Consider the following 26,019-nt stretch of genomic DNA (forward strand, 5'->3'; position numbering starts at 1 on the left):
GGGCAAGGATCCCAAGACGGAACAGTAGGCTCGCGCAGCCTTTTGCATATAAGATCGACACATGGGAAGCCTGCAGGGGAAGTTCGCTTGGGGAGCTTGGCAGCTTGAGCTTGGTAGAAGTGAGCGCACAAAAGGAGATCAGGAGGAGGAAAGGGTATGGGGTGAAAAGTTTACGGGCCGTCTTTGAAGTCGTGTTCCACCCGCCTCATCTAATTAATGGAACACGACTTCAACAACGGCTGGAACCCCATACCCTTTCCTCCCAGCGCACAAACGGCTGGGTTTACTCCAAAGGTTTTAAAGTCAGGTTTTAAAGTCAGGTTTAGAAGTTTAGGTTTAGAAGTTCAGGTTTAGAATTTAGCCGCAGTCATCGTCCAAAATTTGCTTAACCAATGAAGGAGGCTCGTTCACATGCCGCAACCATTAAAATTCGCGATCGTAGGCGCAGGCGTTATCGCACACTTCCATGCCAAGGCGTTATCTCATCTGGCGGGAGGAGAGCTTGTCGCCGTCGCCGATAATCAGCCGGAGGTCGGACGCCAGTTCGCCGAAACCTACGGGATTCCATCCGTCTATACCGATTATGAGGAGATGCTGAAGCGGGACGATATCGACTGTATCTGCGTATGCACGCCGAGCGGTCTTCACGGGGAGGTCGTCATCGCTGCGGCGCAGGCCGGCAAGCACGTCTTTTGTGAGAAGCCGCTTGAGATTACTTCCGAAAAAATGCAGCGCATGATCGACGTATGCCGGCAGAACAGAGTGAAGCTGGGCTGTGTCTTTCAGCGGAGAGTCATGCCGGCCTCGCTTGCCGTCAAGAAGGCCGTTGAAGCGGGAAAGCTAGGCAAGCCGCTGCTTGGAGACGCATACCTTAAATATTACCGGAGCCCGGAATATTACCGCAGCGCCGGCTGGCGCGGGACCTGGGAACTGGACGGAGGCGGTGCGCTCATGAATCAGGGGGTTCACGGTATTGACGTCATCCAGTGGCTGATGGGCGATGTACAGTCGGTATTTGCCTACTCCGCGGCGCTCGCCAGAGATATTGAGGTGGAAGATACGGCCGTAGCCGTACTGAAGTATAAGAGCGGGGCGTTTGGGGTAATTCAGGGGACGACCTCCGTGTATCCCGGTCTCGAAACGAGCTTTGCCCTGCATGGGGAGAAAGGTTCCATTTTATTCGCGGACAGCGGCATCAAGCAGTGGTCCATTTCTTGGAAGCGACGAGCCGATCCCTCAGGTGGAGGGCAGAGTCAATTCCAGCAGCGATCCGTCAAAAATCGCCAGCGACGGCCATTTCGTCCTGCTGGAGGATTTCGTCGAAGCCATTCATGAAGACCGCGATCCCTTGGTGACGGGAGAAGAAGCGAAGAAATCGGTCGATCTCATTCTGGCGATTTACGAGTCGTCCAGATCGGGCCGGGAGATTCAACTGGCTTAAAAAGTATACGCCCCGTGTTCATCATTAAACAGAAACTATTTTGATAACAGGAGTGAAAACGGTATGTCCCGACAATGGAGCATCGGCATGATCGGGCTGGATACGTCCCATGTATCGGCCTTCACCAAATTATTAAACGACCCCTCCAACGAATTTCATGTCCCCGGAGGAACCGTCGCGGCGGCTTATCCCGGCGGCTCGGCCGATTTTACACTGAGCAGCTCGCGGGTCGGCGGCTATACGAAAGAGCTGCGGGAGCAGTACGGGGTGGAGATCGTCGACTCGCCCGAGGCGGTAGCCGAGCGCAGCGACGTGCTGCTGCTCGAATCGGTGGACGGACGCGTCCATCTGGAACAGTTTCGCCGAATCGCCGCTTACGGCAAGCCGGTCTTCGTCGATAAGCCGTTTGCGGTCAGCTATGCGGACGCGAGGGCCATTCTTGAGCTGGCGGCGAAGCATCAGGTCACGTTCATGAGCTGCTCCGCGCTGCGCTATGCCGAAGGGCTGACGCAAGCGCTCGCTCAGACGGAGCTGGGCGACATCATCGGGGCCGATGCGTTCGGGCCGATGGAGCTGCAGGAAACGCAGCCGGGTCTGTTCTGGTACGGGATCCACACCGTCGATATGATTTACCGCGCCTTGGGACGCGGATGCGTGCAGGTGCAGGCTGTCAGCAACGGCAGCCACGATATCGCGGTAGGAGAGTGGGAGGATGACCGCCTCGGAGCCGTCCGCGGCAATCGCAAGGGTAATAAGCGGTTCGGCGGGGCGGTTCATCGTGCGGAAGGCACGGCTTACATCGATGTTGCCGCATATGCCAAGCCGTATTATGCCAGCCTGCTGGAGCAAATTATGGCGATGTTCGATTCCGGCAAGCCCGGGATCGAGCCGGAGGAAACGCTGGAAATTATCCGCTTTATCGAAGCGGCTAATGAAAGCCGCGCTTCCGGAAGGAGCGTGAAGCTGTGAAGCGGCGTTTTCGGCTCGGAATTATAACCGATGAGGTGTCCCAGCGGATGGACGAAGCCGTCAGCTTCGCCGGACGGTACGGACTCGACGCCATCGAGCTGCGTTCGGTGAACGGGAAAGGAATACATCAGCTGAGCGATGAAGAGATTGACGCCATCGGCCGCTTGGCATCGGAGCATGGCTTGGCTGTCTCGGGTATCGCCGGGCCGCTGTTCAAATGCGAGCTGAACGCGCCGGAGCAGATCGAAGAGCACTTGGCTATGGCGGAGCGGCTGGCGGACATTGCCGTGAAGCTTGGAGCCCCGCTCCTTCGCGGCTTCACCTTCTGGGCGTCGCCGGAGCTTCCTTTTGCCGATGCGGTTCCTGCGATTGCGGAACACTTGAGGAAGCTCATTCCGCTGCTGGAGCGGTCGGGTATCGTTCTGGCGCTGGAATACGATCCGAGCACGTATGCGAGCAACGCCGCGAAGACGGCAGCCGTGCTGGAGGCTGTCGACTCTCCCTGGATACAGGCATTATATGACCCGGGAAATAATATATGGGATCCTGACGGCGAAGTCCCTTATCCGGCAGGCTATGAGGCCATCCGTGAACGATTATGCCATGTGCACCTGAAGGATGCGGTCCGGACGCCGGACGGGATTGAGGCTGTGGCTGTGGGCACCGGGGAAGTGGACTACCGCGGACTTCTCCGCCGGCTGGACCGGCGAAGGCTACAATGGCTTTCTCATTATCGAGACGCATTACCGGATGAAGTCGCAGCTGACCGAAGAGCAGCTGAAGCGGCCGGCCGGGAATGATTTTTCCGAAGGGGGCCAGGAAGCCTCTGCCCACTGCACGGAGCATCTGCTGCAGCTGCTGCGGGAGCTGGGGATGGAGGAAGCCGAGCTGGGTCCACGAATCGGCGATTCATTAGAGCAATGAATTACTGAGTCAACGAACCAATGAATCAATCAATTAAAAGGCCCGCGCGTCACAAGTTAACTGTCGATTCAATGAACCGCTAACGTCTGTTTAGCTCATAAGATAGGGGGAGAAGACAATGCATACGAACGCCAACACAGGCGGGCTCCAATTTCAGGTCGATTCGCTTCTAGTCGAAGTGTTTCCGAGCCGGGAGGCGCTCGGAGCTGCTGCTGCCGGCCATGCCGCAGAACGGATACGGGAGCTGCTGGGGCGTCAGGAGCGGGTGAGAATGATCTTCGCCGCGGCCCCGTCGCAGAACGAATTTCTGGCTTCGCTGATCCAGGCGGAGGGGATTGACTGGTCCCGCATTACAGCCTTTCATATGGACGATTACCTGGGGCTGCCCGAGGAGGCGCCGCAGCGGTTCGGCAGGTTTTTGAAGGAAAAGCTGTTCGACCGGGTTCATCCCGGAGAGATGCACTATATCCGGACGGACGGTGGAGTTGAGGCGGAGTGCGAACGCTACGAACAGCTGCTGCGCGAGGCTCCGATCGATATTGTCTGCCTGGGGATCGGCGAGAACGGGCACATTGCCTTTAACGACCCGCCGGTTGCCGACTTTCAAGATCCGGTATGGGTAAAAGCTGTGGTCCTGGACGATGCGTGCCGGCAGCAGCAGGTGAATGACGGCTGCTTCCCGGATTTCGGCTCGGTGCCTGAGCAGGCGCTCACTTTGACGATTCCGGCGCTGCTCTCCGGAGCGCGGCTGTACTGCATGGTGCCGGGGCCGACGAAGCGGGAGGCGGTGACGCGGACCCTTGCCGGGCCGATTACAACGGCCTGTCCCGCTTCCGTACTGCGCACGCATCCCCACTGCACGCTGTATGTGGATCAGGATTCTTACGACGGCGCTTGGCGCTTGAGAGAGGAATAAGCGGAATGAGTACAGCGAAAGAACAAGTACCATCGGCAAAAACGGAGCCTGAACTGCTTTCAACGGCGGAGGCTCCGACCGTACAGCTGGAGGGAATTCATTACCGGACGGGCTTGCCGGTACGCGTATCCTGCAGCCAGGGCCGGATTGTAAGTGTAGAGCCGCTGCCTGCCGGAAGGAACCGAGGAGCAGGCCCGGCACACGGAAGATTCCCGCAAGGCTTCCGCGAGCCTGCCGCTCATCGGCCCGGGCTTCGTCGATCTGCAGCTGAACGGTTATCGCGGCCGCGACTTTAATACAGTGCCGCTCGCGGACAATACGGTCACGGAGGCCGTCCGGCTGGCGGCGGAAGAAGGCGTAACGACCTTTTTTCCGACGATCATTACGAACAGCGGGCAAGCGATTCAATCGGCCTGCCGCGCCGTGGCCGAAGCTCGCGCAGCCGATCCGCTGGCTGCGCAGTGCATCGCGGGCATCCATCTGGAGGGGCCGTTCCTCTCGCCGGAGGACGGGGCCCGGGGCGCCCACGATGCGCGCTATATCCAGGCGCCGGACTGGGCGCTGTTCCAGAGCTGGCAGGAGGCGGCCGGGGGCGGCATCCGGATTGTAACCTTGTCGCCCGAATGGCCGCAGGCGCCCGAATTTATCCGGCGCTGCGCCGAGTCCGGCGTCGTGGTTTCTATCGGACATACGTCCGCTTCAGCGGAGCAAATCCGCGAAGCGGCAGCCGCCGGGGCGACGATGTCCACGCATTTTGGCAACGGAGCCCACTCGCTGCTGCCCCGCCATCCGAATTATTTGTGGGAGCAGCTGGCAGCCGATGAGCTGTGGACCTGCCTGATCGCGGACGGCTTTCATCTGCCGGATGCCGTGCTGAAGGTGGCGATGAAGGTCAAGGGAGAGCGGGCGCTGCTCGTCAGCGACGCGGTCATGCTGGCCGGTATGCCGCCTGGCGCCTACGAGACGCATGTCGGCGGACGGGTGGTGCTGTCGCCGGAAGGCCGGCTGCATCTCGCCGACAACCCGAAGCTGCTGGCCGGCTCGGCGCAAATGCTGCCGTGGGGCATCGCGCACCTGGCGAAGCGCGGGCTGTGCAGCCTGGCGGACGCCTGGGACATGGCGTCCATCCGCCCGGCGGCCAAGCTTGGGCTGCCGGTACGGCAGGGGCTGGCCGCCGGAGCTCCGGCGGATCTGCTGCTCGCCGATTGGGACGGCCGGTCGCTCGGCATCCGGTCGGCATACAAAGCCGGAGCGTGTATCTATAACACAACATAGCGGGGAGATGCTTATGGACAATTCAATCACGGCTTCAACGGAGGCAGCCGTCCCGACAGGGCTGAGGAAAACGGAGCGGTCCCGCTGGCGGCAGTGGAGCAAGGGCAAATATTTGCTCCTGTTGTTTTTGCCGACATTCGTTTTTTATGTGGTGTTCAAATATGCGCCGATGTTCGGACTGGTCATCTCCTTCAAAAACTACAACTTGTTCAAAGGCATTTGGGCCAGCGAATGGGTCGGCCTCAAGTATTATATGATGTTTTTTCAAAACCCGGATTTCTTCAAGCTGCTGCGCAATACGATTATGCTGGGGGGTTATAAGCTGGTGTTCGGCTTCCCGGCGCCGATTATTTTAGCCTTGCTGTTAAATGAGCTGAGGCATGCCGTATTCAAGCGTTTCGTGCAAACGGTCAGCTACCTCCCGCATTTTATTTCCAACGTCGTGACGGCCAGTATGGTGCTGATGTTCTTGTCTCCTTCAAGCGGAATCGTCAATCACCTGCTGCAGGCGCTCGGGTTTAACGCGATTAATTTTATGGCGATGCCGGAGCTGTTCCGCTCGGTCTATGTCGTATCCGAAATATGGCAGCATGTTGGCTGGGAGACGATTATTTATTTGGCGGCGCTGACGTCGATCGATCCGCAGCTGTATGAAGCTGCCGGCATCGACGGGGCGAACCGGTGGCAGCGGGTAATCCACGTAACACTGCCCGGCATCGCTTCCGCCATCGTTATTCTGCTTATCCTTAACGTGGGCCACGTGCTCGATATCGGCTTCGAGAAGGTGTTCCTGATGTACAATCCGGCCGTGTACGAGACGGCGGATATTATCAGCACCTACGTATACCGGACGGGGATCGGGCAGGGCAATTACAGCTACGCGACGGCGATTGATCTGTTTACAGGCGTCGTCAGCCTGATCTTCATTTATTCCGCGAACTGGATCGGCCGCAAGGTGGGCGAGACCAGCTTGTGGTAAGCGATGTTTGCGGCATACTGTAGAATACTGTAAGCGGTGGGGGAGAACGCTCGCAGCGGTGATGAGTTTTCCGCATACACAACGCAAGCCCGATCTTTTTGAAAATATTTCTGCTAATGACGCTGGTCTCGCAGCGTAAAACTCCAAGGAGAAGGAGGTTCCGCCGCCATGAAAGCAAAATTCAGTACGGTAGACCTGGCGATTATACTCGTGCTGCTGGGCGTCGTCGTCGTGACGCTGTACCCGTTTCTGTACATGATCGCCGTCTCCTTCAGCGACGCCGTCTATGTGCTGAAGAACGAGATTACGCTGTGGCCCAAAGGCTGGAATTTGAAGGTATACAAAATCGTGCTGGAGGATCCGCGGATTTCAAGCGCTTATGTCAACACGATTTTGTATACGGTCGTCGGCACGGTCATTTCACTGATCATTACAGCCATGGGCGCATTCGCGATTTCGAAGAAAGAGCTGCCGATGCACAAAACATTTACGATGATGATCGTCTTCACGATGTTTTTCAGCGGGGGCATGATCCCGACCTTCCTCGTGGTGAAATCGATTGGCTTAATTGATACCCTATGGGGTATGGTGCTGCCGACCGCTATCAGCACTTGGAATCTGATCGTCATGCGGACATTCTTTTCGGCCATGCCGAAGGAGCTGGAGGAATCCGGCAAGCTGGACGGCCTGAACGATATCGGCATCTTTTTCCGGCTGGTGCTACCGCTTTCCAAAGCTGTGCTGGCCACAATCGGCTTGTTCTACGCCGTAGGGATGTGGAACAATTTTTACTCGGCGCTGCTGTACTTGCGCGATCAGTCGCTGTTCCCGCTGCAGGTCGTGCTGCGCAACATCGTGCTTCAGGGTCAGGTCATTTCATCCAATGTGTCGAGTGTGGGCGGAGACAATCTGGTCGTCGACGATACGCTGAAATATGCTACGATTCTTGTATCCACGCTGCCGATTTTACTGGTGTATCCGTTCCTGCAAAAGTATTTCGTTCAAGGCGTTATGATCGGTTCCGTCAAAGGATAGAAGGAGATGGAAGGCTTGCATGCAGGACGTTCCGCGGGCCGCAAGTGTGCCGGCGGGCGCTTATACTATGATAAAGAGGAGTCGATCGTCATGAAAAAAAGCATGTCGCTATTATTGGCCGGGAGCCTGTCCGTAACCGCCCTGGCCGGCTGTACCCAAACGGCGCCTCCCGCTTCGGGCGGCAATACGGCAGGGGAGAGCGGGGGGACGATCGATTCGGGCTCGCTGAAGCCGCAGACCTTTACCTTTCTCGACAACTCCCACCCGAGCTGGCCTTACAGCAAGGACGCATTGGTTTGGAAGCTGCTGCAGGAGAAAACGGGCGTAACGCTGGACGTGCAGATTCCTTCGGGAAGCGTCGCGGACGCGCTCAGCATGACGATTGCCTCCGGCAATATGCCGGATCTGATGTACACGCCGGATAAGAAGCTCGCCGACAAATACGGACAGCAGGGAGCGCTGGTCAACATCCTGGACTATGCCAACGATATGCCGAACTTCAAGAAGTGGATGGCCCAGTATCCGGCGGAAACGCAAAATGCACTTGCTTCGGACGGCAAAATGTATATTTTTCCGAACCAGGGGATCGGCGAAACGAACCGGATGCACTGGCTGTACCGCGAGGACATATTCAAAAAGCTCGGTCTCAGCCAGCCGCAGACATGGGATGAGCTGTATGCCGCCTTGAAAAAAATCAAAGAAGCCTATCCGAGCAGCTATCCGTTCTCCTGGCGCGCCGGGACGGATTCGGCGATTTTGTACCTGCGCAATTTCGCGCCCGCCTTCCAAACCGGATGGGATTATTACTACGATTTCGATAAAAAGGAATGGCGCTACGGTCCGACAGAGGACAATTTCAAGAAAATGATCGTGTATTTGAACAAATTTTATAAAGAGGGACTCATTCCGCCCGATTTCCTGACGGTGGACACGAAGCAGTGGCAGGATCTGATGTCGACGGAACGCTCCTTTGTCTCGGTCGATTATATCGGACGGATCGACTTTTTCAATACGGCTTTGCGTCAAGCGAATCCAAGCTACAACCTCGCATTCATGGCTACGCCCGCAGGCTGGGACGGCGCTCCGCGCTTAAATGCGTATACGCAGTTTTTGGAATCCGGCCTTATGGTGGCCTCCACGTCGAAGAAGATCAAGGATGTCATGAAATATATCGATTTCTTCTACAGTGAGGAAGGCAGAACGCTGGCCAGCTGGGGGAAGGAAGGAACCACCTTCAAGACGGAGAACGGCAAGAAGCAGTTCATCGAGCCGTATGCGGATGTAGCCGATCTGCGTAAGAAAACCGGACTTTCCACCGACGGGACGTATATCTGGTTCGATTACGACTCGCATTTGTCCCTGGCTTCGCCGGAGCTTAAGCTCGCCTATGCGGAAGCGCCGAAGTACGACAGCCAGATGCAGCCGCGTCCGTCCTTTACCGCCGAAGAGACAGAGATGCTGTCTACTGTCGGAGATGCGATCAACAAGAAGCGCGACGAGAACTTATCCAAATTTATTATGGGCACCCGCAGTCTGGATGAATGGCCGAAATACGTGGAGGATATGAAAAAGCTCGGTACCGACAAGATCGTCGGCGTATATAAGGCGGCTTACGAGCGCTCCTTGAAGGCGTCGCAAAAATAAGCATAGCCGTTCTCGGTCTATTCTCAGAGAACGGCGCAAAGGAGAATCGGCGCATGAGCTATCGTGTTGCGGTGGTAGGGGGCGGCGGCATCGCCGCCCGTCATTTGGAAGCGATGGCCGGCATGAAGGACGAGCTGCAGCCCGTCGCCGTCGCAGAGCTGCGGCAGAATCGGGCGGAGGAGCTTGCTTCGCTGCACGGCATCCGAGCGTATACGGACTACCGGGAGATGATCGTGCGGGAGAAGCCGGATATCGCGATTGTTACGCTGCCGCATTGGCTGCATCGGGAGGCGGCGGTGTTCGCCGCAGAGCACGGCTGTCACGTGCTGCTGGAGAAGCCGATGGCGCTGAATGGGGAAGAATGCGACGAGATTGCCGTCGCCGTCAGGCGAAACCGGGTTGTCCTAATGGTGGGACATACCCAGCATTATATGGCAACCAACCTCAAAGCCCAGGCCATCGTCGAGAGCGGTCTGCTCGGGGAGCTCGTTATGATTTCTGACACCCGCCATGTGAATTATAATCAGCCGGAACGGCCTGATTGGTTTTTTGAAAAAGCGAAGGCGGGCGGCGGTATTTTGACGAATCTCGGTTCCCACACGATTGATAAAATCCAGTGGCTGTCAGGCTCGCCGATCACCAGGGTGAAGGCTTCCGTCAGCCGCCGGATGAACCGGGGGGACGTGGAAGGAGCCGGAATGGCTTACTTCGAAACGGCTTCCGGCGTACCGGCCACGCTGATGCAGTCCGGCTATACTGGCGCTCCGCGCAACGAGACGGAACTGGTCTTCACGAACGGCATGCTGAAGCTGCTGACCGGGGACAGCCTTTGGATCAGCCAGGGCGGCCCCTACACTCAAGTGGAAGTGGAGCCGGGCGAGCCGCCGTTCGTGCTGCAATTCCGCGAGCTGCTGGATTGTATCCGCAGCGGGCGGGAGCCGGAATGCTCGATGGCGTACTCCCGCAGCATCGTTGCGGTCGTGGAAGCAATGTACGCATCCGACCGGTCGGGCGAAACGGTAAGGATATAAGTCTGTCTTTAACTCAGTATATATACCTAATAGGGATTTTTATAGCTTAGAAGCCGGAGTCATACAAGGAGAAATCCTTTGTGATTTAAGGCTTTTTTTATTGGGGGCTTATGGATCAATAATTTTTTGTTCGCAGAATTTATTCATCTATTCTATTTCTATTATTAAACATTATTGCAAAATTGAAACAGATATTGGATAGTTAGGGGGATGTCCATTTTTCAGTGAAAGGAAGCTGCGGGGTTGTTTGAATATACCGTACATGGTATAATTTATGAACAAGATTGAATTACACAAACCAGGATGGTACAAAACCGGTTAGCGAATTTTTGACAAACTATTTACGAGCTCAGGGAACGCGAAGCCGTGCTTGGAAACGCCTTTACTTACTAGTCTTGCGCGGTCTTGTCTATCTTAGAACCGCTGTGATTTCCGATATCATCAATGTAGACATTACCTTACCGGACGAAGGGGATGGAGCCGGTCCGTATGAAATTACACTTGTAAAAGACCTTACAGGCTTCCATCCTTTGCTCGAATTCCGGATTAACGTTCCCGGCGCCGGCGCGGCAAGAATCGTATTCATCGAACACTTACATGAGGGTGAAAACTATCTCGTGATGATGCGGGCCGTGGTCAAGCAATCGAAAAATGACCCGGGATTTCTTGCTATCCGAGATGAAGCTCAGAGGCTGCTGCCGGATTTCTTAAATGCCCCACACCATTACATCAATACACCCGAATAGGAGAGTGAATCGTTATGAGTCCAACAAAAAAAGCGCCTGGGCAGGAGTTTGAGGAATTGCTGCTGGAAGCTCGGAAAGATCCGGAAGCTGCAAATTATTTGGACAGCTTTTCGGTTACAGTAGGCAACTGGATTTTAACCGAACGGTTGAGTCGCGGTATGACACAAAAACAATTGGCCGATTTGGCCGGCACGACGCAGTCCCGTATTTCTCAAGTCGAGGCAGGGTTTGAGGGAATTAAAATGAATACGATCAATAAAATTGTCGGGGCATTGAAACTGCACGTTCCCGATGCGATTAAATCTGAGTTAGAGCGCGAGGAAGCAGTGGCAACTGCCGTAGAAGCCATTCCTTCGCGAGTTAAAATGACTCGAATGAAACTGGTGGGGGCTACTCATTAAATATATCTCTCTCCTAGGAATCTTTACCGAACCATCGAAACTGCAATTGTAGTAAAAAAGGCCCTGTTATGCGATTTTCTGTTTCTTTCGAACTTTTACATTCGATTTAGAAAAAGAAAACGCAATTCGGGCTTTTTTGTTTGTTAATAAGTTTAGCAACTATTATGGTTAACATACTCACAAATGTGAGAAGTTCATGATTTTTCGGAAATATGAGGGGGAAGCAAGTTATTTACCAATCCTCTCTTTTTTCAGACTAATATTTATATTGACGGCAGAGTGACAATGGGATAAACTAAAAATATCGAAAAGAACCTTTAGTTAACTAAAGGTATTTAAGGGGGCTGTTCAATGGCTAAGACTTTCTATCCTAAAACTTACATTATGGTACCAGCAAGTTCACCTCATCCGGAAAATACAGAATACAAGGTATCGATCGGTGAAGAAATCTGGGGAGATAAAGCTCACCAAGTAGTGAAGGTTCAGATGGTATACAATGGTGAAATCGCTGGAAGACGCAGCCCTTCTTATCCTATTGGCACCGATGACTTAAAACGCGTCCAGAGTGCTATTGATACGCTCTACAATCGAATGAACTCTCCGGTAATTGAAGTATAAGGAGAGTGCGATCATTCCCAATTGGTGGGCTATCAGGCTTTTTTCGTTCGGTTTAAATATAAAATATTTTTCTTAATCATTGGTGAAATCAAATTTATGTTATACAATACTTATAACAAATATAGGCAGGTCTCTCCTTCTGGCCGTTAAGGATGTGGAGACAATAGAAACAAAAGATGCTATCCAGTTAATGATGATGTTCGGCATGCTTGAAAACCGTTTTCACACCTCTTAGTCTAATTAAAGAACACAATTTCAAGAGCGGCTGCCCCCCTATCCATTCCCTCCCAACGCGCTTTCGTAGGGGAGCGCACAATAAAGGACCGTCCGAATTCATTTTCGGACGGTTTTTCTTTTTTTGAAATTGTATATAAGACTGCACAGTTCCATTCCAGCATATAACTCATATTAGACACACAATCACTTGAAATATTTAATTGACAACGCTTTCTTTGATCGAATATGATTATAAACGAGTTAGATATAAGTCACAAATGGGCGAACGGAGAGGTCATACTTATGCTGCATAACGGTATTTATTTTCACAACGTAACGGAGCTGGAGCCGAACGACGGGCTGCCGGGCTGGACGCTGCACCGGTTTCCGAAGGAGGTGCGCCATCATATTTCCGAGAAGGGCCGGTGGAAGGCGGTTCAGTCGAACGGCTGCGAGCTGCGTTTTGTCACGGACGCCAAGCATGTACGGGTCACGGTGGCTTCACAGGAAACGAACGGCAGGGTGTTCGTCTTCCGGGGGACTTCTTCCATTCGTCCCATTCGCTTCAACCGGGCGTCGTGCAGACGCTGCAGCTCGATGCGCCCGAGCGTTTCGATGATGTAATCCCGGAGCGGCTGAACAACCGGGCGTTCCGCTCCAACGTGTGGCGGATCTTTTTCGACCGCTACAGCGCTGTCTTTTATGGGATCGAGAGCTTCGGCTTCGCGGTGAGGGCGCCTTATCCGGAGGAGATACCCCGATTGACCCTGCTCGCATACGGCTCGTCGATTACGCAGGGAGCGGGGGCGCTGGCGAATTACAACTGCTACGTGCAGCAGGCGGCAAGGCGGCTCGAAATCGATGCGCTCAACCTGGGCTTGAGCGGGTCCTGCTACTGCGAGCCGGAGCTTGCCGACCATCTGGCCGGACGAAACGATTGGGACATCGCCTACCTGGAGCTCGGCGTCAATATGCGCAGCGTGTTTACAGTGGAGCAATTCCAAGCGCGCTCGGCGTACCTGCTGGACCGGATGATCGAGCTGCAGCCGGAGAAGCCGATCTTCCTGACTACGATGTACCCGAACCGGGCGTCGTATTTCCACGCTAATGCGAGCATTCCAAAGCTGCAGGAGGATGAGAAGCGGTTCAATGAAGTATTGGAGTCGTATTGCGCCAATAAGCGGCATGCGCAGCTGCACCTGCTGGACGGCCGGGAGATTATGTCCGACTTCGTATCCTTGACGAGCGATCTGATTCATCCGTCCGATTACGGTCACATGCTGATGGGAGAACAGGTGGCCCGTCTGCTTCGGCCTGAGGTGGAGAAGCTGCGTACCGCAGCTACAGCCGGAACGGGAAGCGGGGAGACTGCGAAGCCGGAGCTTTAAGCAAATTTATACCGACAAGGAGAGTTATCTCATGAAAAAATGGCTTTTAGTCTTGACCGGTGCGGCATTGACCGCCACCACGGTTATCGGCTGCTCGCAGCCCGGCGCACAGCCGAGTGAAGAATCCTCCAGTTCCGGAGGGAAAACGTCCTTTTCGATCTCTTTTCGTTCAGGCAATATCTCTTATGCGGAGAATCACCCGAATCTGAATGAGGAGAAATGGGTGAAGAAGCTGGAGGAGCTGACCAACACCGATCTGGATATTCGGCTGATGCCGCATAAGGAATTCGATCAGAAGATGATCCAAATGTTCGCGATCAACGATATTCCCGATGTCGTCCAGGCAAGCGCTGGACTGACGAATCCGCAGCTTGCCGGCTCGGTACAGGCGGGCGTATTCATGCCGCTGAACGATCTGCTGAACAAGTACGGGAAAAATTTGCTGGCCAAAATACCGAAGGATGCATGGGAGAAGGAAACGGACGCGGACGGCAATATTTATGCCATTCCGGAATGGCTGTCGAATCCTTCCCGCCGGGCGACATGGATTCGGGAGGATCTGCTGGAGAAGACCGGACTGCCGGAGCCGAAGACAGTGGACGATTATCTCAACGTGATGCGCGCTTTTAAGAAGCTGGGCGTCGAGAACCCGTATATGGGCCGGGAGGATTTCGTCTACTCGGATATGTTTTTTGGGGCGAACGACGTGTTCGCCAACTTTTTCATGAAGCAGGGGGATCAGATCGTTCCGAAGTTTTTCAATGTCGAGGGAATGCAGCGCACGATGCAGACTTACAAAACGATGCTGGACGAGGGCTTGATCAGCAAGGAGTTCGCAACGACGAACCCGACCAAATTTAAGAACGATATTCTTGCAGGCAAAGCGGGCATCTGGAATATGAATGCGAACCTGCTGATCCAATGGGATAACCAGCTGAAGGAAAGCGTGCCGGGGGCCAAAATGAAATTGATCCCGTCTCCCACGGGCCCGGACGGTCAGGGCGGGCTGCGGCTGGTCGGCAATGTGACGAGGGCCTACTTGATCAACAAAAAGGCGAAGGGCCCTGCGGGCATTATTAAATTTTTCGACTGGATGGTCAGCGATGAGGCGGAGAAATTTTTCACCTTCGGGATTAAAGGGGAAAACTACACCGAGGAGAACGGCAAAATCAATTACAAAGCGCCGGCCAATGCTTTGGAGGTCGATGAGGAGACGTACCGGCAGACACTGCTCTGGTTCGTGCAGGACACGACCTATAACAAAGGCTCGCTCAGTCTGACGCCGGAAGGACAAAATCTGATGAAGCTCTATGACACGGTACTGGCAAAGGAAGGCCGCGATGGAATCCAGTTCGAGCCGCAGCTGCAGGGCTATACGAAGAACCCGGATATTACCCCGACAGGCGATAAGCTGCCTCCGGTCGTTCTGGTACATGTTATCAAAATGGTGTATGGCAAGGAGAATATCGCCGATTATCCGAAGGTGCTGGAGGAATGGAAATCGAAGGGCGGCAATGAGGTCATCAAAGAGGCAACGGAGCGCTATAACAAGAAGGAAGGCGTTATTTTATCCAAAAAGAAATAAGGAGGCGTAGTCCATGAAAGGCCTGTTATTCGGAAAAAGCATCAAGGTGCTGCTGTGTGCCGGCTTGCTGGCAGCATCTGCAGGTGCGGCGGCTTTACCGGGATTGAAAACGCTCACACCCTCCGTGGCGCAAGCGGCGGGCGCGGAACAATCGCAGGATACGCAGCTGTTCTATGACAGCTTCGAGTACGGCAACGGCACCCCGGTGCCTGCGTCACCGTCTTCGAAGTGGTCGCAGGACGGTACGGGCGGGAGCCTGGTCAAGACACTGCCAAGCGGCATGCACACCGGTACCTACGGAGCCAAGCTGGATGCCTCCGATGCGCTGACGCTGCACTTGGGCACGTCCGGCTTCCGCAATATCCAGCTCAGCTACTGGTATAAGGCGAATGTAACCGCCGGCGGGGTAAAGGTGGAATATTCCGCGGACGGCGGCGCGAATTGGACGGCGCTGGATCCTATTGATGCTTCCCAGGGAACCTTCAAGCAAAGAACCTACCTGCTGGCATCGCCGGATTACGTATCGGCGGACGATGTGGAGGACTTTCAGGTCCGCTTCCGGGTTGACGCGTCGGCTGCTCTCTCAGGCAACATTTATATCGACGACGTGGAGGTCCGGGGACAAACGGAATCGGGCACGATTCCCGATCCGCAAGGGCCGCTGATTACGTTCTTTAACGACAATTTCGACGATCCGGACAATTACGGCTCCGCCGGAGGCGTCGTCATTCCTTCGCCATGGGTGCAGGAGGGGGCGAATGCAAGCGCGGCCAAAACGTCCGTATCGACCAGCGCACCGTCGCTGCCCAATCTGGTAAAGATCGATTCCAAGGATGCGCTCGCGCTGCCGCTCAATACGACGGGCTACGGCAATATTCAATTGAGCTATTATACGCGCGCTTCCTCTTATATCAGCGGGAGCGTCATAACGGAATGGTCGCCCGACGGCGGCACGAGCTGGACGACGCTGGAGGATTTCAAACTCCCGGCCGGAACCGCCGAGCACAAGAACAGCCAATCCAATACGCTGAAAACATGGACGCTGCCATCAGCAGCGAACAATAACGACAATATCAAAATCCGCTTCCGCGTCGGCGATGCGATGAATGCCAATATGTACATCGACAGCGTCTCGATCGCGGGTCAGGCGATTCCGGGCATTCCTCCGGCAGCCAGTCCGGTGCCCGTTACGCCGCCGGTTGACCCGGTGCCGTTCACGCCTCCGGCAGGCGTGACGCTGTATGAGGACGTGCAGATCGGCTTGGCCGGATCGCGACCGCTGTATACCTCAATCGCGGTGCCTGAAGCTGCACCTTCCAGCCCGATGCCGGTGATCGTCTATATTCACGGCGGCGGCTGGAATCATGGCGACCGGAAGCAGGCGCTCGGCACGATCTGCGGCTACGTGACCAAAAGAGGATATATCGGCGTTACGCTCGATTACCGGTTAACCCCGGAAGCGCCGTATCCAGCCCAAATCCAGGATGTCAAGCTGGCCATCCGTTATTTGCGGGCTCATGCGGCGCAGTACGGCATCGACCCCAGCCGCATCGGGGTATGGGGCTCCTCGGCGGGAGGGCATCTGGCCTCGCTGCTCGGCACCTCCGGCGATTTGACCTCCGCCGATCAAGTGACCCTGGATAACGGGCATACCGTGAATGTGCCGGATCTGGAAGGAGCCGGCGGCTGGCCGGAATTTTCCGACAAGGTGCAGGCGGTCGCGGACTGGTACGGCCCCGCCGATTTCACTACCGGGTTCGCGAACGGGTACAGCTCGGTGACCGCGCTGCTTGGTGGCAGCAACGCGTTCTCCGTTCCGGATCTTGCACGCCTTGCGATGCCGGGAACGTATGCTTCGCCCGACGATCCGCCGTTCTGGATTCGCCACGGCGACGCGGACGCTACGATTCCGTACACGGACAGCGTTACGTTTGCCAATCAGCTGACGGCGGCCGGCGTACCGGTCGTAGACTTTCAGGTTGTACCGGGCCAGGGCCACGGCTTTACTGGCACGGCATCCGAGCAGGCCAACGCGGAGGCTTGGTCGTTCCTCGATCAATATGTGAAAAATCGGACGGTAACGGAGCAGGTGTATTATAAAGCGGGCTATCAGCCTTAGACGACCGGCATCGCCGGCATACCGCCGCACTCCATCGCACATTGCGCCATGCGGTATCTGAAGCTAGCTCGCGCGCATGGCTGCAGCCATGCCTGTTCCGCTCTGCTCCGCAGCGCTTGTGCCTAAACCTAGCCGAGGTGAAAAAGACCCGGCTCATTATACTGTGAACTGTACCCTATCGAGTAGACACTTTTAAAAAGTCTCTCGGTAGGGTATTCGTCTTATCAGGTCAGCCAGACATTTCTGGTTGGCCTATTTTAGCCTATTTTAATAGAAACAAAAATCGTACAGAAAGAACTAAAGATTTTTAAGGCTCGGAATAGACGAACCGCGTTACATTATAAGCATCACATCCAATACAACTTTCATCAGGAAAGAAGGAGGAGCCATGAAAACAACGCCTGCCGCCGCAGGAACGAATAGAGCACCGGCAGCCAAAGAGGCTTTTTACCAGACCAAGCGGTTTCGGCAAAATATTCCGCTATTTATCATGCTTATACCTGGAGTGCTTTATTATCTCATATTCCGCTACTTGCCTATGGGCGGTCTTGTGATCGCATTCAAAAACTACAACTTTCACGATGGCATATGGTCAAGTCCGTGGGTGGGGTTGAAATATTTCGAGATTTTATTCCAGTCTCACGTCACGCTGCAAATTATCTGGAATACGCTTACCCTGAGCATTCTGAACCTGATCTTCGGGTTCCCTGCGCCGATTATTATCGCCATTGCCTTGAATGAGGTCCGCAAGAGCTGGCTGAAGCGCTGGATTCAAACCGTTATTTATCTGCCTCATTTCTTGTCCTGGGTTATCGTTGCAGGCATTATCCTGACTTTGTTCTCCATCGACGGCGGCACCATTAACAAGCTGCTGGGCCAATGGGGGATGGAGCCGGTGCCGTTCCTGTACCGCGCTAACTCATGGATCGCCATCTTCATCGGCTCCGGGATGTGGAAGGAGATGGGCTTCGGCGCTATTATTTATCTCGCCGCTATCGCCGGCATTGATCCCAGCCTGTACGAATCCGCGGGGATGGATGGCGCAGGCAAGCTTAGACAGATTTGGCATATTACCCTGCCGGGTATCCGTCCTACGATTATCCTGCTGCTGATTCTTGGAATGGGCCGTCTGATGGAGGTAGGGTTTGACCAGGTTTACAACTTGCAGAATCCCACTGTCCTGGAGAAAGCGGAGGTCATCAGCACCTACGTGTACAAAGTAGGGCTGCAGCAGGCCCAGTTTGGCCTAACCACAGCCATGGGATTGTTTGAATCCTTTGTCGGCCTGGTGCTTGTGCTGTCGGCCAATGCATTGGCCCGTAAATTCGATCAGGGGTTATTCTGAAGAAAGGAGGGAAGTCCTCTTGAGGGAATCCACAGGCGGAAAAATTTTTGTCAGCTTCATTCACACGGTATTGATCCTCATTTCGCTTACCTGCATTCTGCCTTTCCTGCATCTCATTGCGCTGTCCGTAAGCTCGGGGCATGCGGTTGACCTGGGGCGGGTCTGGTTCTGGCCGGTGGGGCTTGATTTCACCGTTTACAAATACTTTTTTGAGAATACGCCGGCCCTGCGCGCCTTTGGCAACAGCGTGATCATTACCTTAATCGGAACGGTCCTGAGCATGCTGGCCACGGTGCTGACGGCTTATCCCTTATCCCGCTATTACCTCTACGCCCGCAAACCGATTACAACAGCTGCCTTGTTCACCATGCTCTTCAGCGGAGGCATGATCCCTACATATCTGATCATGAACAACCTGCATTTAACCAATACTTACTGGTCGCTCTGGATCAGCGGACTGATCAGTACCTATAATATGCTGATTATGAAAAGCTATTTTGAGAGCATCCCGGGAGAAGTGGTGGATTCCGCCCAGATGGACGGATGCGGCGAGGTCCAGCTGCTCACGCGCATCATCCTGCCCTTGTCTCTGCCCATGATGGCTACACTGACGTTATTCTACGGGGTGGGCTACTGGAACATGTTCATGAGCGTTATTCTTTACATCAACAAAACGAATTTGCAGAATCTTACCGTTATCGTGCAGGGGATGCTGCAAATTCAGGGGAACTACAATATGTCGGCCATGGATATGATGCAGCAGCAGGAAATGGTATCCGAAAAGCTGAAAGCGGTTGGGGTTATGGTTATGGTTGTGCCCATGCTGGCGGTATACCCGTTCCTGCAGAAATATTTTGTCAAAGGCATCATGCTTGGCTCTATTAAGGGGTAACGGCAGCAACGAAATCAATCATAGATTGAGGGGGATTCCACATGTTTAGACAAAAATCCGCACCAAAAATGAAGATCACGCTGGCACTGGGACTGTCGGCGGTTATGGCAGCAGGGGCAGCCGGGTGCAGTCAGAACGAAGAGGGGACGAACGGGCAAGCCGAAGGCAAAGCCATCATTACCGTTTCCAACTATGACAGGGGCAACATCCCCGCAGCGGAGGGAACGGTGGAGGAAAACCGTTGGACGAAGTGGATCAATGAGCATTCTCCCGTTACGGCCAAATATGTGCCGATAGCCCGGGCAGAGGCGGTCAAGAAGCTGAATGTGCTGTTCGCATCGGGCAGTGCGCCGGATATTGTCAACGATTACGATACGGGGTTTCGGAATTCCCTGTACCAGCAGAAGCAATTGATGCCACTGGACGATTACTTGAAATATGCGCCTGAATACGAGAAGCTGCTGGAAAAGTACCCTCAGCTCCGCAAAATAGGCACGAAGCCGGACGGCAAGCTTTACGAAATCGGCAAAATGAATGAGCCCCATCTGCAGAGTGTAGCCTTTATCCGGATGGATTGGCTAAAAAAGCTGAACCTGGAGGTTCCTAAGACCACCGACGAACTGCTTGTCGTGCTGAAAGCCTTCGTGGAGCAGGATCCTGACGGCAACGGCAAGAAGGATACTTATGGAACCAATATGAGCTATACCTCGGATGGTATGGTGGATTCCATGTTCGGCTCGTACGGCTGGAAGATCTCAGGTGACGACAAGATTATCAGGACTTGGGATAACACGCTGGAGTCTCTTAAATTCAAGAAAAAGTTATTTGAGGAAGGGCTTATCGATAGGGACTACCTGGCGGATAAGAATGGAGCCAAAGCCAAGCAGGATTATTTGAACGGAAAAATAGGCGTTTACCTTCCTCCTGTTGTCAGCAACTGGTTTGAGAGCACAGTAACGGACCTCCAAACGCTCCGCAAGGTTGTTCCGGAGGCGGAGATTGCGCCGATGGCCCAGCCCAAGTCTCCTATGGGACAATTCGTTCATCATGTGGTCAATCCGGTACAAATGACCACGGTAATCAATGCTGCGGCCAAAAATCCGAAGGCTGCCATGGAATATATTAACTTCATTCTCAAACCGGAGACAGGTCTGATTCTGAAGAAAGGAGTGGAGGGAGAGCATTGGAAAACAGGTGCGGACGGTTTTCCCAAAGTCATTGATCCTGCCAAAAATGCCAAGGAGCTGGATTGGGCCATCGATTACTCGATGTTCTACTCGATCCCCGAGAATCCGCTGCTGATCTCCACCACTGCGTTCGATGTGAATGATCCTGACCAGAAAGCCGGTCTGGAGATGCTGAAGAAAGCCGACGAGTTTCTGCTGAATCCCGAGGCCCAGTATCCCGCGCTGACTCACTATGAGCATATGCCTGCCCTGCCGAGCGACCTGGTAGTGATCAATACGAATGTCGACAAGGAAATGAAGGACATCTATACCAAAGGCATTATCGGCGGGGCCAAATATACGCCTGAGCAGGCCGCTGCAGATGCCAAAGCTGCCTGGGAGAGAGGCGGCGGCAAACAGATCGAGGAATTCATGAATACCTGGTATAAAGAAAATAAGGACAGGGCCTTCCTGGGGAAAGATATTCTGGAGCTGGCCCGCTCCCAGCACAAGTAAGGGCTGAAGGGCCTGAAATAGGATGAATGTGGACTTGGTTCGGCAAAATGCCGGGCCAAGTTTGCTTTCGAAGCATTCTATATGAGTTCCAAGCAGACAGGTCCGATGAAAACCTTGTTTGCTTGGAAGGAAGCGTTTTATAATACAATATGAAATTCAAGGGGGGAAGCCGACTGCAACCGACAAGCTGGCCGGGGTATATAGCCGGACAAATCAAGGGCAGCTTCAAGATGAAACTGATCGTGCTGCTCTCGTGTATGGTAACACTTGCCTTTGCGTTGGCAGGCTGGATGGTGTACAGGTCCAATATCCAGTTAATGGAGGATGAAATCAGCAAACAGTTCTCCATTGCCAACGAACAAGCTTTGGCCAGACTGGAGATGTCCTTCCAGGAAGTCAACCGGGTATCCCAATCCATTATCCTGAATCCGTCCATCGAGCAGTTCCTCAGGGAGAACACCGTTCCCGTAAGCGATTCCTACACCGAGTTCAAGAACCGTAAGTATGTGGAAGAGCAGCTGAATATGCTGCTCGTGGATGCGCCGTCCATCCGTTCCGTTTTTCTGTACAACGAGAACGGGGAAATGACGGTTCTCTCCAAGACCGGCGCGTCGGGAGAGCCTGGAACGGAAGACTTGACCAAAATGATGGACAAGCTTAAGCCTCATCGGGGGAATATGGTTTGGGGCCGGGCCGAGGCGGCCAGCACCATTGATCCGGACGGCCGCAGAACAGTTCTGGTTGCTGCCAGACGGATGCTCAACGAGAAGCTGATCCCGTACGGCACGATGGTGATGGTGATGGAGGAAAGCCTGGTGTCCAAGGTGCTGCGGGATCTTACGGAGAACGGCAGCGGCAAGGTGCTGCTTCTGGAGCCTATGGGCGGCATGCTCTACTCCAATACCGACCAGAGCGAGATGGAGCAGCTATTGCAGCTGACCAAGGCGAATTACCCCCGTTATGTCAAAATGAATGGCATCACCTATCTGTTTGTCCGCCACGAGCTGATTCCGGAGGGCTTTACCCTATACGGAGGGGCTTCCTTGCAGGAGATACAGAGGAAAAATAAAGACATCATTCAGGCATTGGCATTTGCCGGAATCGGCGTGATCCTGCTCAGTGCGCTGCTGATTACGATTTCCACCCGGACGCTCCTGACTCCTCTGGCCCATCTGATGCAGGGACTGCGTATGCTTCGTTCCGGCGACTTTACGGTCCGTGTCAGAGTGGATTCCGGCGATGAGCTGGGCTACATCGGAGACAGCTTCAACAGCATGGCGGAGCAGGTGAGCGAGCTGATCAATAAGGTGTATTTGGCCCAGATCAGCCAGAGGGAATCGGAGCTGAAGGCCATCCAGGCGCAGCTGAATCCCCATTACCTGCACAACTTGTTCAATGAGCTGTATTGGAAGCTGTACAGCAACGATCAGGAGGAGACGGCGCTTCTGATCAACGCCATCTCGGAGATGTTGAAGTATTCCCTTAAATCTGTCCAGACGGATACGACGCTTGGCGAAGAGCTGCATCAGATCCGCAATTACATCAAGATCCAGACAGAGCTGTTCACCGGCGAAATTGAAACCATTATTCAAGCGGAGGAGTCCCTGCTGAACCTGCGGATGATGCGATCCCTTTTGCTGCCGGTGGTGGAAAATGTGTTTGTGCATGCTTTCCGGGATATGGAGAAAGACCGGGTGCTGCGGATTAAAGCCTTTCTATTAAATGAAGCGCTGCATATCGAGGTGGCTGACAACGGATGCGGCATGGATCAAGAAACCTTGAGAACCTTGACGGAGGCGGAAGCTGCGCTGCCGGAGGGCAATAAGACGGGAATCGGCTACAAAAGTGTGCTGCGGCGTATTCAACTGGTATACGGACCCGTATATGGAGTGGAAATTACCAGCAGTCCAGGGAAAGGGACGGTTGTTCACATGACGCTTCCTATTAAATCCGGAACATTGCGGAGTCATGAGGAGGAAAACGGATGAAGGGCAAGCTGTTGATTGCAGAGGATCAGCCCAACTTCCGCAAAGGACTGCTGAAGCTGGCGGGGAAGCGGTCCGCCGAGTGGGTGGTGACGGGGGAAGCGGCCAATGGCCGGGACGCGTTGTTCATGATGGAGAAATGTGTTCCGGATCTGTTGCTGACCGATATCCGGATGCCTCATATAGATGGTCTGCAGCTGGCAGAAGAAATCAGGAGCCGCGGCTGGCCGACGAAGATTGTGATTGTAACCGGATTCAAGGATTTCTCGTATGCGCAGTCCGCCGTCAAGTTCGGGGTGCTGGACTTTATTACGAAGCCTTGTGTGGAAACGGATATATTAAGCGTACTCGACCGGATTTATGTGCAGCTGATTGAAGAAAGCCAGTCCCAGCTCTTGGTGGAGGGATGGAAGCGCCAGCATGAAGACGGTGAGCTGCGGTCGGCTATTATGGGCATGCCCTGCAGCGGCGAAGAAGTGGAGACGCTGCTGAAACGAATGGAGCCATGCGAGCTGTATTTTCTCCGTATTCCTACCTTTTTCCCTCACGAGAAGCATTATTCCGCCCAGGATGTGCCGCTTTTGCAGTTTGCTTTCGCCAATATTGCCGGGGAGCACATGAATAAATGGTTTCCCGGCGGCTTTCGCCTGTTCTCCTTGAACGCATCGGAATGGGCTCTATTGGTGAGCCGCAGTGCTTCCCGGCCGGATACAACCCCCGCATGGCTGCAGATTCTCACCGATTCGGTTCATCATTATTTGAAGCTGGTTCTTGAATGCAGCGGACAAGGGCTATGCGCCGGCACAGAGGAATTGCACCAGGCCTACAGACGATTTTGCCGGGAAGGGGACAGGGAACACGCTGCTGCCAATGAATCGCTGCTCAACCAGACGGCGCTTTATGAGAAGGAGAAGGAAATTGTAACTTGGCTTATGTCGGAGGATAACAGCCGGCTGAGCCGGGAGCTGCAGGAGCAAGTCGTCCGGATCAGCCATTTGCCCCCGCAAACCGCCAAGATCGAAGCGCTGCTGCTGGCTGCTGCGATTCTTCGGCTAGTGCAGGTCCAATTTCCCGAATGGCAGATGGCCGTGCGCCCCATCGAGTGGGATTCTGTCTACAAATGTGCGACGCCGGAGGATATTAGGGCTTGGCTGCAGGGATACATCCATGAATTCCTGCAGTCCCACAATAACTGGCTTGCCAGCAAGAATGATAGACCGGTCAAGCAGGCCATCCGGTTTATTGAAGAATCCTACATGGGGGTATGCGGCTTGGCCGAGGTGGCGGCCCATGTCCATCTCAATCCCAGCTACTTCAGCAATCTGTTTAAAAAGGAAACCGGGGAAAGTGTAACCGGATATATCCAGAACCTGCGCGTACGGAAAGCGAAGCTTTTGCTGAAAAGCACGGATATGAAAATATTTGAAATTTCTGAGGCTACCGGCTTCAACGACTCCAATTATTTCACGCATATATTCAACCGAATAGCGGGAGTCTCCCCGAAAGAATACCGCAAGCAGATGGCCAGCCGGTGACTCGTTCAGGAATGCAGTTTCTTGAAGGCAGGAGCCTGCCCTCTCTTAATGTAAGCCCGGCGAAAAATCCAGCTTCTTTGAAAGCAGGATTCTTGTCTTTTCAGCCGAATACTAAACTTAGTATGATGAATAAACTTAGTTTGGGACGTCTTAAGCGACCGACAGGAATGCTTTATCGTTCCACTGCCTTAATTCTAAAGGAGGATGTAAGTATGAATGCGTATACAGAAACGATTCCGGCTGTGATGAAAGCCGCGGTCATGCAAACCCCGGTGCACCATCACCATTGAGGAGCTTCCGGTTCCCGAGGCCGGGACCGGACGAGGTGCTGATCAAAGTAATGGCGGTAGGAGTATGCGGCTCCGACGTGCATTACTTCGAGCACGGGCGGATCGGCCCCTACGTGGTCCGCAAGCCGATCATCCTCGGGCACGAATGCGCGGGCATCGTCGTCGCCTGCGGGGAACGCGTCACGCGCTTTGCTCCCGGCGACCGGGTAGCCGTCGAGCCCGGCGTTACGTGCGGCCGCTGCGAGCAGTGCAAAGAGGGGCGCTACAACCTGTGCCCCGATGTGCAGTTCCTGGCGACGCCTCCGGTAGACGGGGCGTTCGTGCAGTACATCAAGCATCGGGAAGACTTCGTGTTCCCGATTCCCGATCATGTGTCGTTCGAGGAAGCGGCGATGGCGGAGCCGTTGTCGGTCGGCATCCACGCGCTGAACCGCGCCGGCTTCCAGCCCGGCGGCGAGGTGGCGATCATCGGCATGGGGCCGGTCGGCCTGCTGGCCGTCGCCGCAGCCAAAGCGTTCGGCGCTTCGCGCATCCTGGTCAGCGACCTGGAGGAGAACCGGCTGCAGACCGCGCTCAAGCTGGGCGCTACTGACGCCGTCTCCGGCAAAGCGGGCGACCCGGCTGCGCGGATATTGGAGCTGACGGGGCAGCGGGGCGTCGATCTGGCGATTGAAACCGCCGGCCATCCGCGGGCGCTGCAAACCGCGATGAAGGTAATCCGCCGGGGAGGCAAGCTGTCGATCGTAGGGCTGCCGCCCGTCGACGAGGTCGGCTTCAACGTGCCGTCCATCTGCGACAACGAGATCGATATTTACGGCATCTTCCGCTATGCCAACACGTACCCGATGGGGATTCGTTTCCTGTCCGGCGGTCTGCAGGGTCTGGACAGCATCTTTACGGACCGCTTCCCGCTGGCACAGACGCAGCAAGCGATGGTCAAAGCGATGACGGAGAAAGCGACCAGCGTAAAAATTATCGTCAATCCGAACGAGTAAGAAACAGA

The 26,019-nt window shown here is 54.5% G+C and carries 24 protein-coding genes and 1 pseudogene; all 25 read left to right on the forward strand.

The window, feature by feature from the left end; all coding sequences use genetic code 11:
- Positions 1 to 411 precede the first annotated feature (411 nt).
- Positions 412 to 1,335, forward strand: a complete 924-nt coding sequence (locus tag ACHHV8_RS04020) for a Gfo/Idh/MocA family protein (protein ID WP_395156975.1) — start codon at positions 412 to 414, stop codon at positions 1,333 to 1,335.
- Complete coding sequence (locus tag ACHHV8_RS04025; protein WP_395156977.1) at positions 1,241 to 1,441, forward strand: Gfo/Idh/MocA family oxidoreductase; 201 nt, start codon at positions 1,241 to 1,243, stop codon at positions 1,439 to 1,441. The genes ACHHV8_RS04020 and ACHHV8_RS04025 overlap by 95 nt, the downstream gene beginning before the upstream one ends.
- 63 nt (positions 1,442 to 1,504) lie before the next feature.
- Positions 1,505 to 2,410, forward strand: a complete 906-nt coding sequence (locus ACHHV8_RS04030; RefSeq protein ID WP_395156979.1) for a Gfo/Idh/MocA family protein — start codon at positions 1,505 to 1,507, stop codon at positions 2,408 to 2,410.
- On the forward strand, positions 2,407 to 3,210 hold the full coding sequence (locus ACHHV8_RS04035) for a sugar phosphate isomerase/epimerase family protein (RefSeq protein WP_395156981.1): 804 nt from the start codon (positions 2,407 to 2,409) through the stop codon (positions 3,208 to 3,210). The genes ACHHV8_RS04030 and ACHHV8_RS04035 overlap by 4 nt, the downstream gene beginning before the upstream one ends.
- Positions 3,161 to 3,334: a hypothetical protein gene (locus ACHHV8_RS04040; RefSeq protein WP_395156983.1), complete on the forward strand. Its 174-nt coding sequence runs from the start codon at positions 3,161 to 3,163 to the stop codon at positions 3,332 to 3,334. Before ACHHV8_RS04035 ends, ACHHV8_RS04040 begins: the two co-directional genes overlap by 50 nt.
- A 118-nt stretch (positions 3,335 to 3,452) precedes the next feature.
- Entirely contained in the window at positions 3,453 to 4,250 is a 798-nt protein-coding gene (locus ACHHV8_RS04045) for a glucosamine-6-phosphate deaminase (protein ID WP_395156985.1), read from the forward strand.
- Positions 4,251 to 4,255: 5 nt separating this feature from the next.
- Positions 4,256 to 4,546 carry a hypothetical protein gene (locus tag ACHHV8_RS04050; protein ID WP_395156987.1) on the forward strand — a complete coding sequence of 97 codons (291 nt, stop codon included), beginning with the start codon at positions 4,256 to 4,258 and terminating at the stop codon, positions 4,544 to 4,546.
- 4 nt (positions 4,547 to 4,550) lie between these two features.
- Positions 4,551 to 5,525, forward strand: coding sequence for an N-acetylglucosamine-6-phosphate deacetylase (locus ACHHV8_RS04055; protein ID WP_395156989.1), 975 nt, complete (start codon positions 4,551 to 4,553; stop codon positions 5,523 to 5,525).
- Positions 5,526 to 5,538: 13 nt separating this feature from the next.
- Complete coding sequence (locus ACHHV8_RS04060; RefSeq protein WP_395156991.1) at positions 5,539 to 6,504, forward strand: ABC transporter permease; 966 nt, start codon at positions 5,539 to 5,541, stop codon at positions 6,502 to 6,504.
- A 168-nt stretch (positions 6,505 to 6,672) separates the two neighbouring features.
- Positions 6,673 to 7,539 (forward strand): carbohydrate ABC transporter permease, encoded by an 867-nt coding sequence (locus tag ACHHV8_RS04065; protein WP_395156993.1) that lies wholly within the window; start codon positions 6,673 to 6,675, stop codon positions 7,537 to 7,539.
- A gap of 90 nt (positions 7,540 to 7,629) precedes the next feature.
- The gene (locus ACHHV8_RS04070) at positions 7,630 to 9,183 is read left to right on the forward strand and encodes an extracellular solute-binding protein (RefSeq protein ID WP_395156995.1); all 1,554 of its coding nucleotides are present in this window, start codon (positions 7,630 to 7,632) and stop codon (positions 9,181 to 9,183) included.
- 53 nt (positions 9,184 to 9,236) lie between these two features.
- Positions 9,237 to 10,214, forward strand: a complete 978-nt coding sequence (locus ACHHV8_RS04075) for a Gfo/Idh/MocA family protein (RefSeq protein WP_395156997.1) — start codon at positions 9,237 to 9,239, stop codon at positions 10,212 to 10,214.
- Positions 10,215 to 10,543: 329 nt separating this feature from the next.
- A complete protein-coding gene (locus ACHHV8_RS04080) occupies positions 10,544 to 10,960 on the forward strand; it encodes a hypothetical protein (RefSeq protein WP_395156999.1) in 417 nt (138 codons plus the stop codon).
- Positions 10,961 to 10,974: 14 nt separating this feature from the next.
- Entirely contained in the window at positions 10,975 to 11,361 is a 387-nt protein-coding gene (locus ACHHV8_RS04085) for a helix-turn-helix domain-containing protein (RefSeq protein WP_395157001.1), read from the forward strand.
- A gap of 351 nt (positions 11,362 to 11,712) precedes the next feature.
- Complete coding sequence (locus ACHHV8_RS04090) at positions 11,713 to 11,979, forward strand: hypothetical protein (RefSeq protein ID WP_395157003.1); 267 nt, start codon at positions 11,713 to 11,715, stop codon at positions 11,977 to 11,979.
- Positions 11,980 to 12,498: 519 nt separating this feature from the next.
- Positions 12,499 to 12,819, forward strand: coding sequence for a hypothetical protein (locus tag ACHHV8_RS04095; protein WP_395157005.1), 321 nt, complete (start codon positions 12,499 to 12,501; stop codon positions 12,817 to 12,819).
- Positions 12,774 to 13,583 carry an SGNH/GDSL hydrolase family protein gene (locus ACHHV8_RS04100; protein ID WP_395157007.1) on the forward strand — a complete coding sequence of 270 codons (810 nt, stop codon included), beginning with the start codon at positions 12,774 to 12,776 and terminating at the stop codon, positions 13,581 to 13,583. Before ACHHV8_RS04095 ends, ACHHV8_RS04100 begins: the two co-directional genes overlap by 46 nt.
- A gap of 31 nt (positions 13,584 to 13,614) precedes the next feature.
- Positions 13,615 to 15,168 (forward strand): extracellular solute-binding protein, encoded by a 1,554-nt coding sequence (locus ACHHV8_RS04105; RefSeq protein WP_395157010.1) that lies wholly within the window; start codon positions 13,615 to 13,617, stop codon positions 15,166 to 15,168.
- Positions 15,169 to 15,181: 13 nt separating this feature from the next.
- On the forward strand, positions 15,182 to 17,287 hold the full coding sequence (locus ACHHV8_RS04110) for an alpha/beta hydrolase fold domain-containing protein (RefSeq protein ID WP_395157012.1): 2,106 nt from the start codon (positions 15,182 to 15,184) through the stop codon (positions 17,285 to 17,287).
- A gap of 388 nt (positions 17,288 to 17,675) precedes the next feature.
- Entirely contained in the window at positions 17,676 to 18,632 is a 957-nt protein-coding gene (locus ACHHV8_RS04115) for an ABC transporter permease (protein WP_395157014.1), read from the forward strand.
- A 19-nt stretch (positions 18,633 to 18,651) separates the two neighbouring features.
- The gene (locus ACHHV8_RS04120) at positions 18,652 to 19,524 is read left to right on the forward strand and encodes a carbohydrate ABC transporter permease (protein ID WP_395157016.1); all 873 of its coding nucleotides are present in this window, start codon (positions 18,652 to 18,654) and stop codon (positions 19,522 to 19,524) included.
- Positions 19,525 to 19,565: 41 nt separating this feature from the next.
- Entirely contained in the window at positions 19,566 to 21,206 is a 1,641-nt protein-coding gene (locus ACHHV8_RS04125; protein ID WP_395157018.1) for an extracellular solute-binding protein, read from the forward strand.
- A 230-nt stretch (positions 21,207 to 21,436) separates the two neighbouring features.
- Positions 21,437 to 23,194 (forward strand): cache domain-containing sensor histidine kinase, encoded by a 1,758-nt coding sequence (locus tag ACHHV8_RS04130; RefSeq protein WP_395157020.1) that lies wholly within the window; start codon positions 21,437 to 21,439, stop codon positions 23,192 to 23,194.
- Positions 23,191 to 24,726, forward strand: a complete 1,536-nt coding sequence (locus tag ACHHV8_RS04135) for a response regulator transcription factor (RefSeq protein ID WP_395157022.1) — start codon at positions 23,191 to 23,193, stop codon at positions 24,724 to 24,726. Before ACHHV8_RS04130 ends, ACHHV8_RS04135 begins: the two co-directional genes overlap by 4 nt.
- Positions 24,727 to 24,938: 212 nt before the next feature.
- Positions 24,939 to 26,011, forward strand: a pseudogene (locus tag ACHHV8_RS04140) (NAD(P)-dependent alcohol dehydrogenase).
- The last annotated feature ends 8 nt before the right edge of the window (positions 26,012 to 26,019 follow it).

Origin of the sequence: Paenibacillus sp. TAB_01 (assembly GCF_043945595.1) — a bacterium.
Classification (GTDB): domain Bacteria; phylum Bacillota; class Bacilli; order Paenibacillales; family NBRC-103111; genus Paenibacillus_S.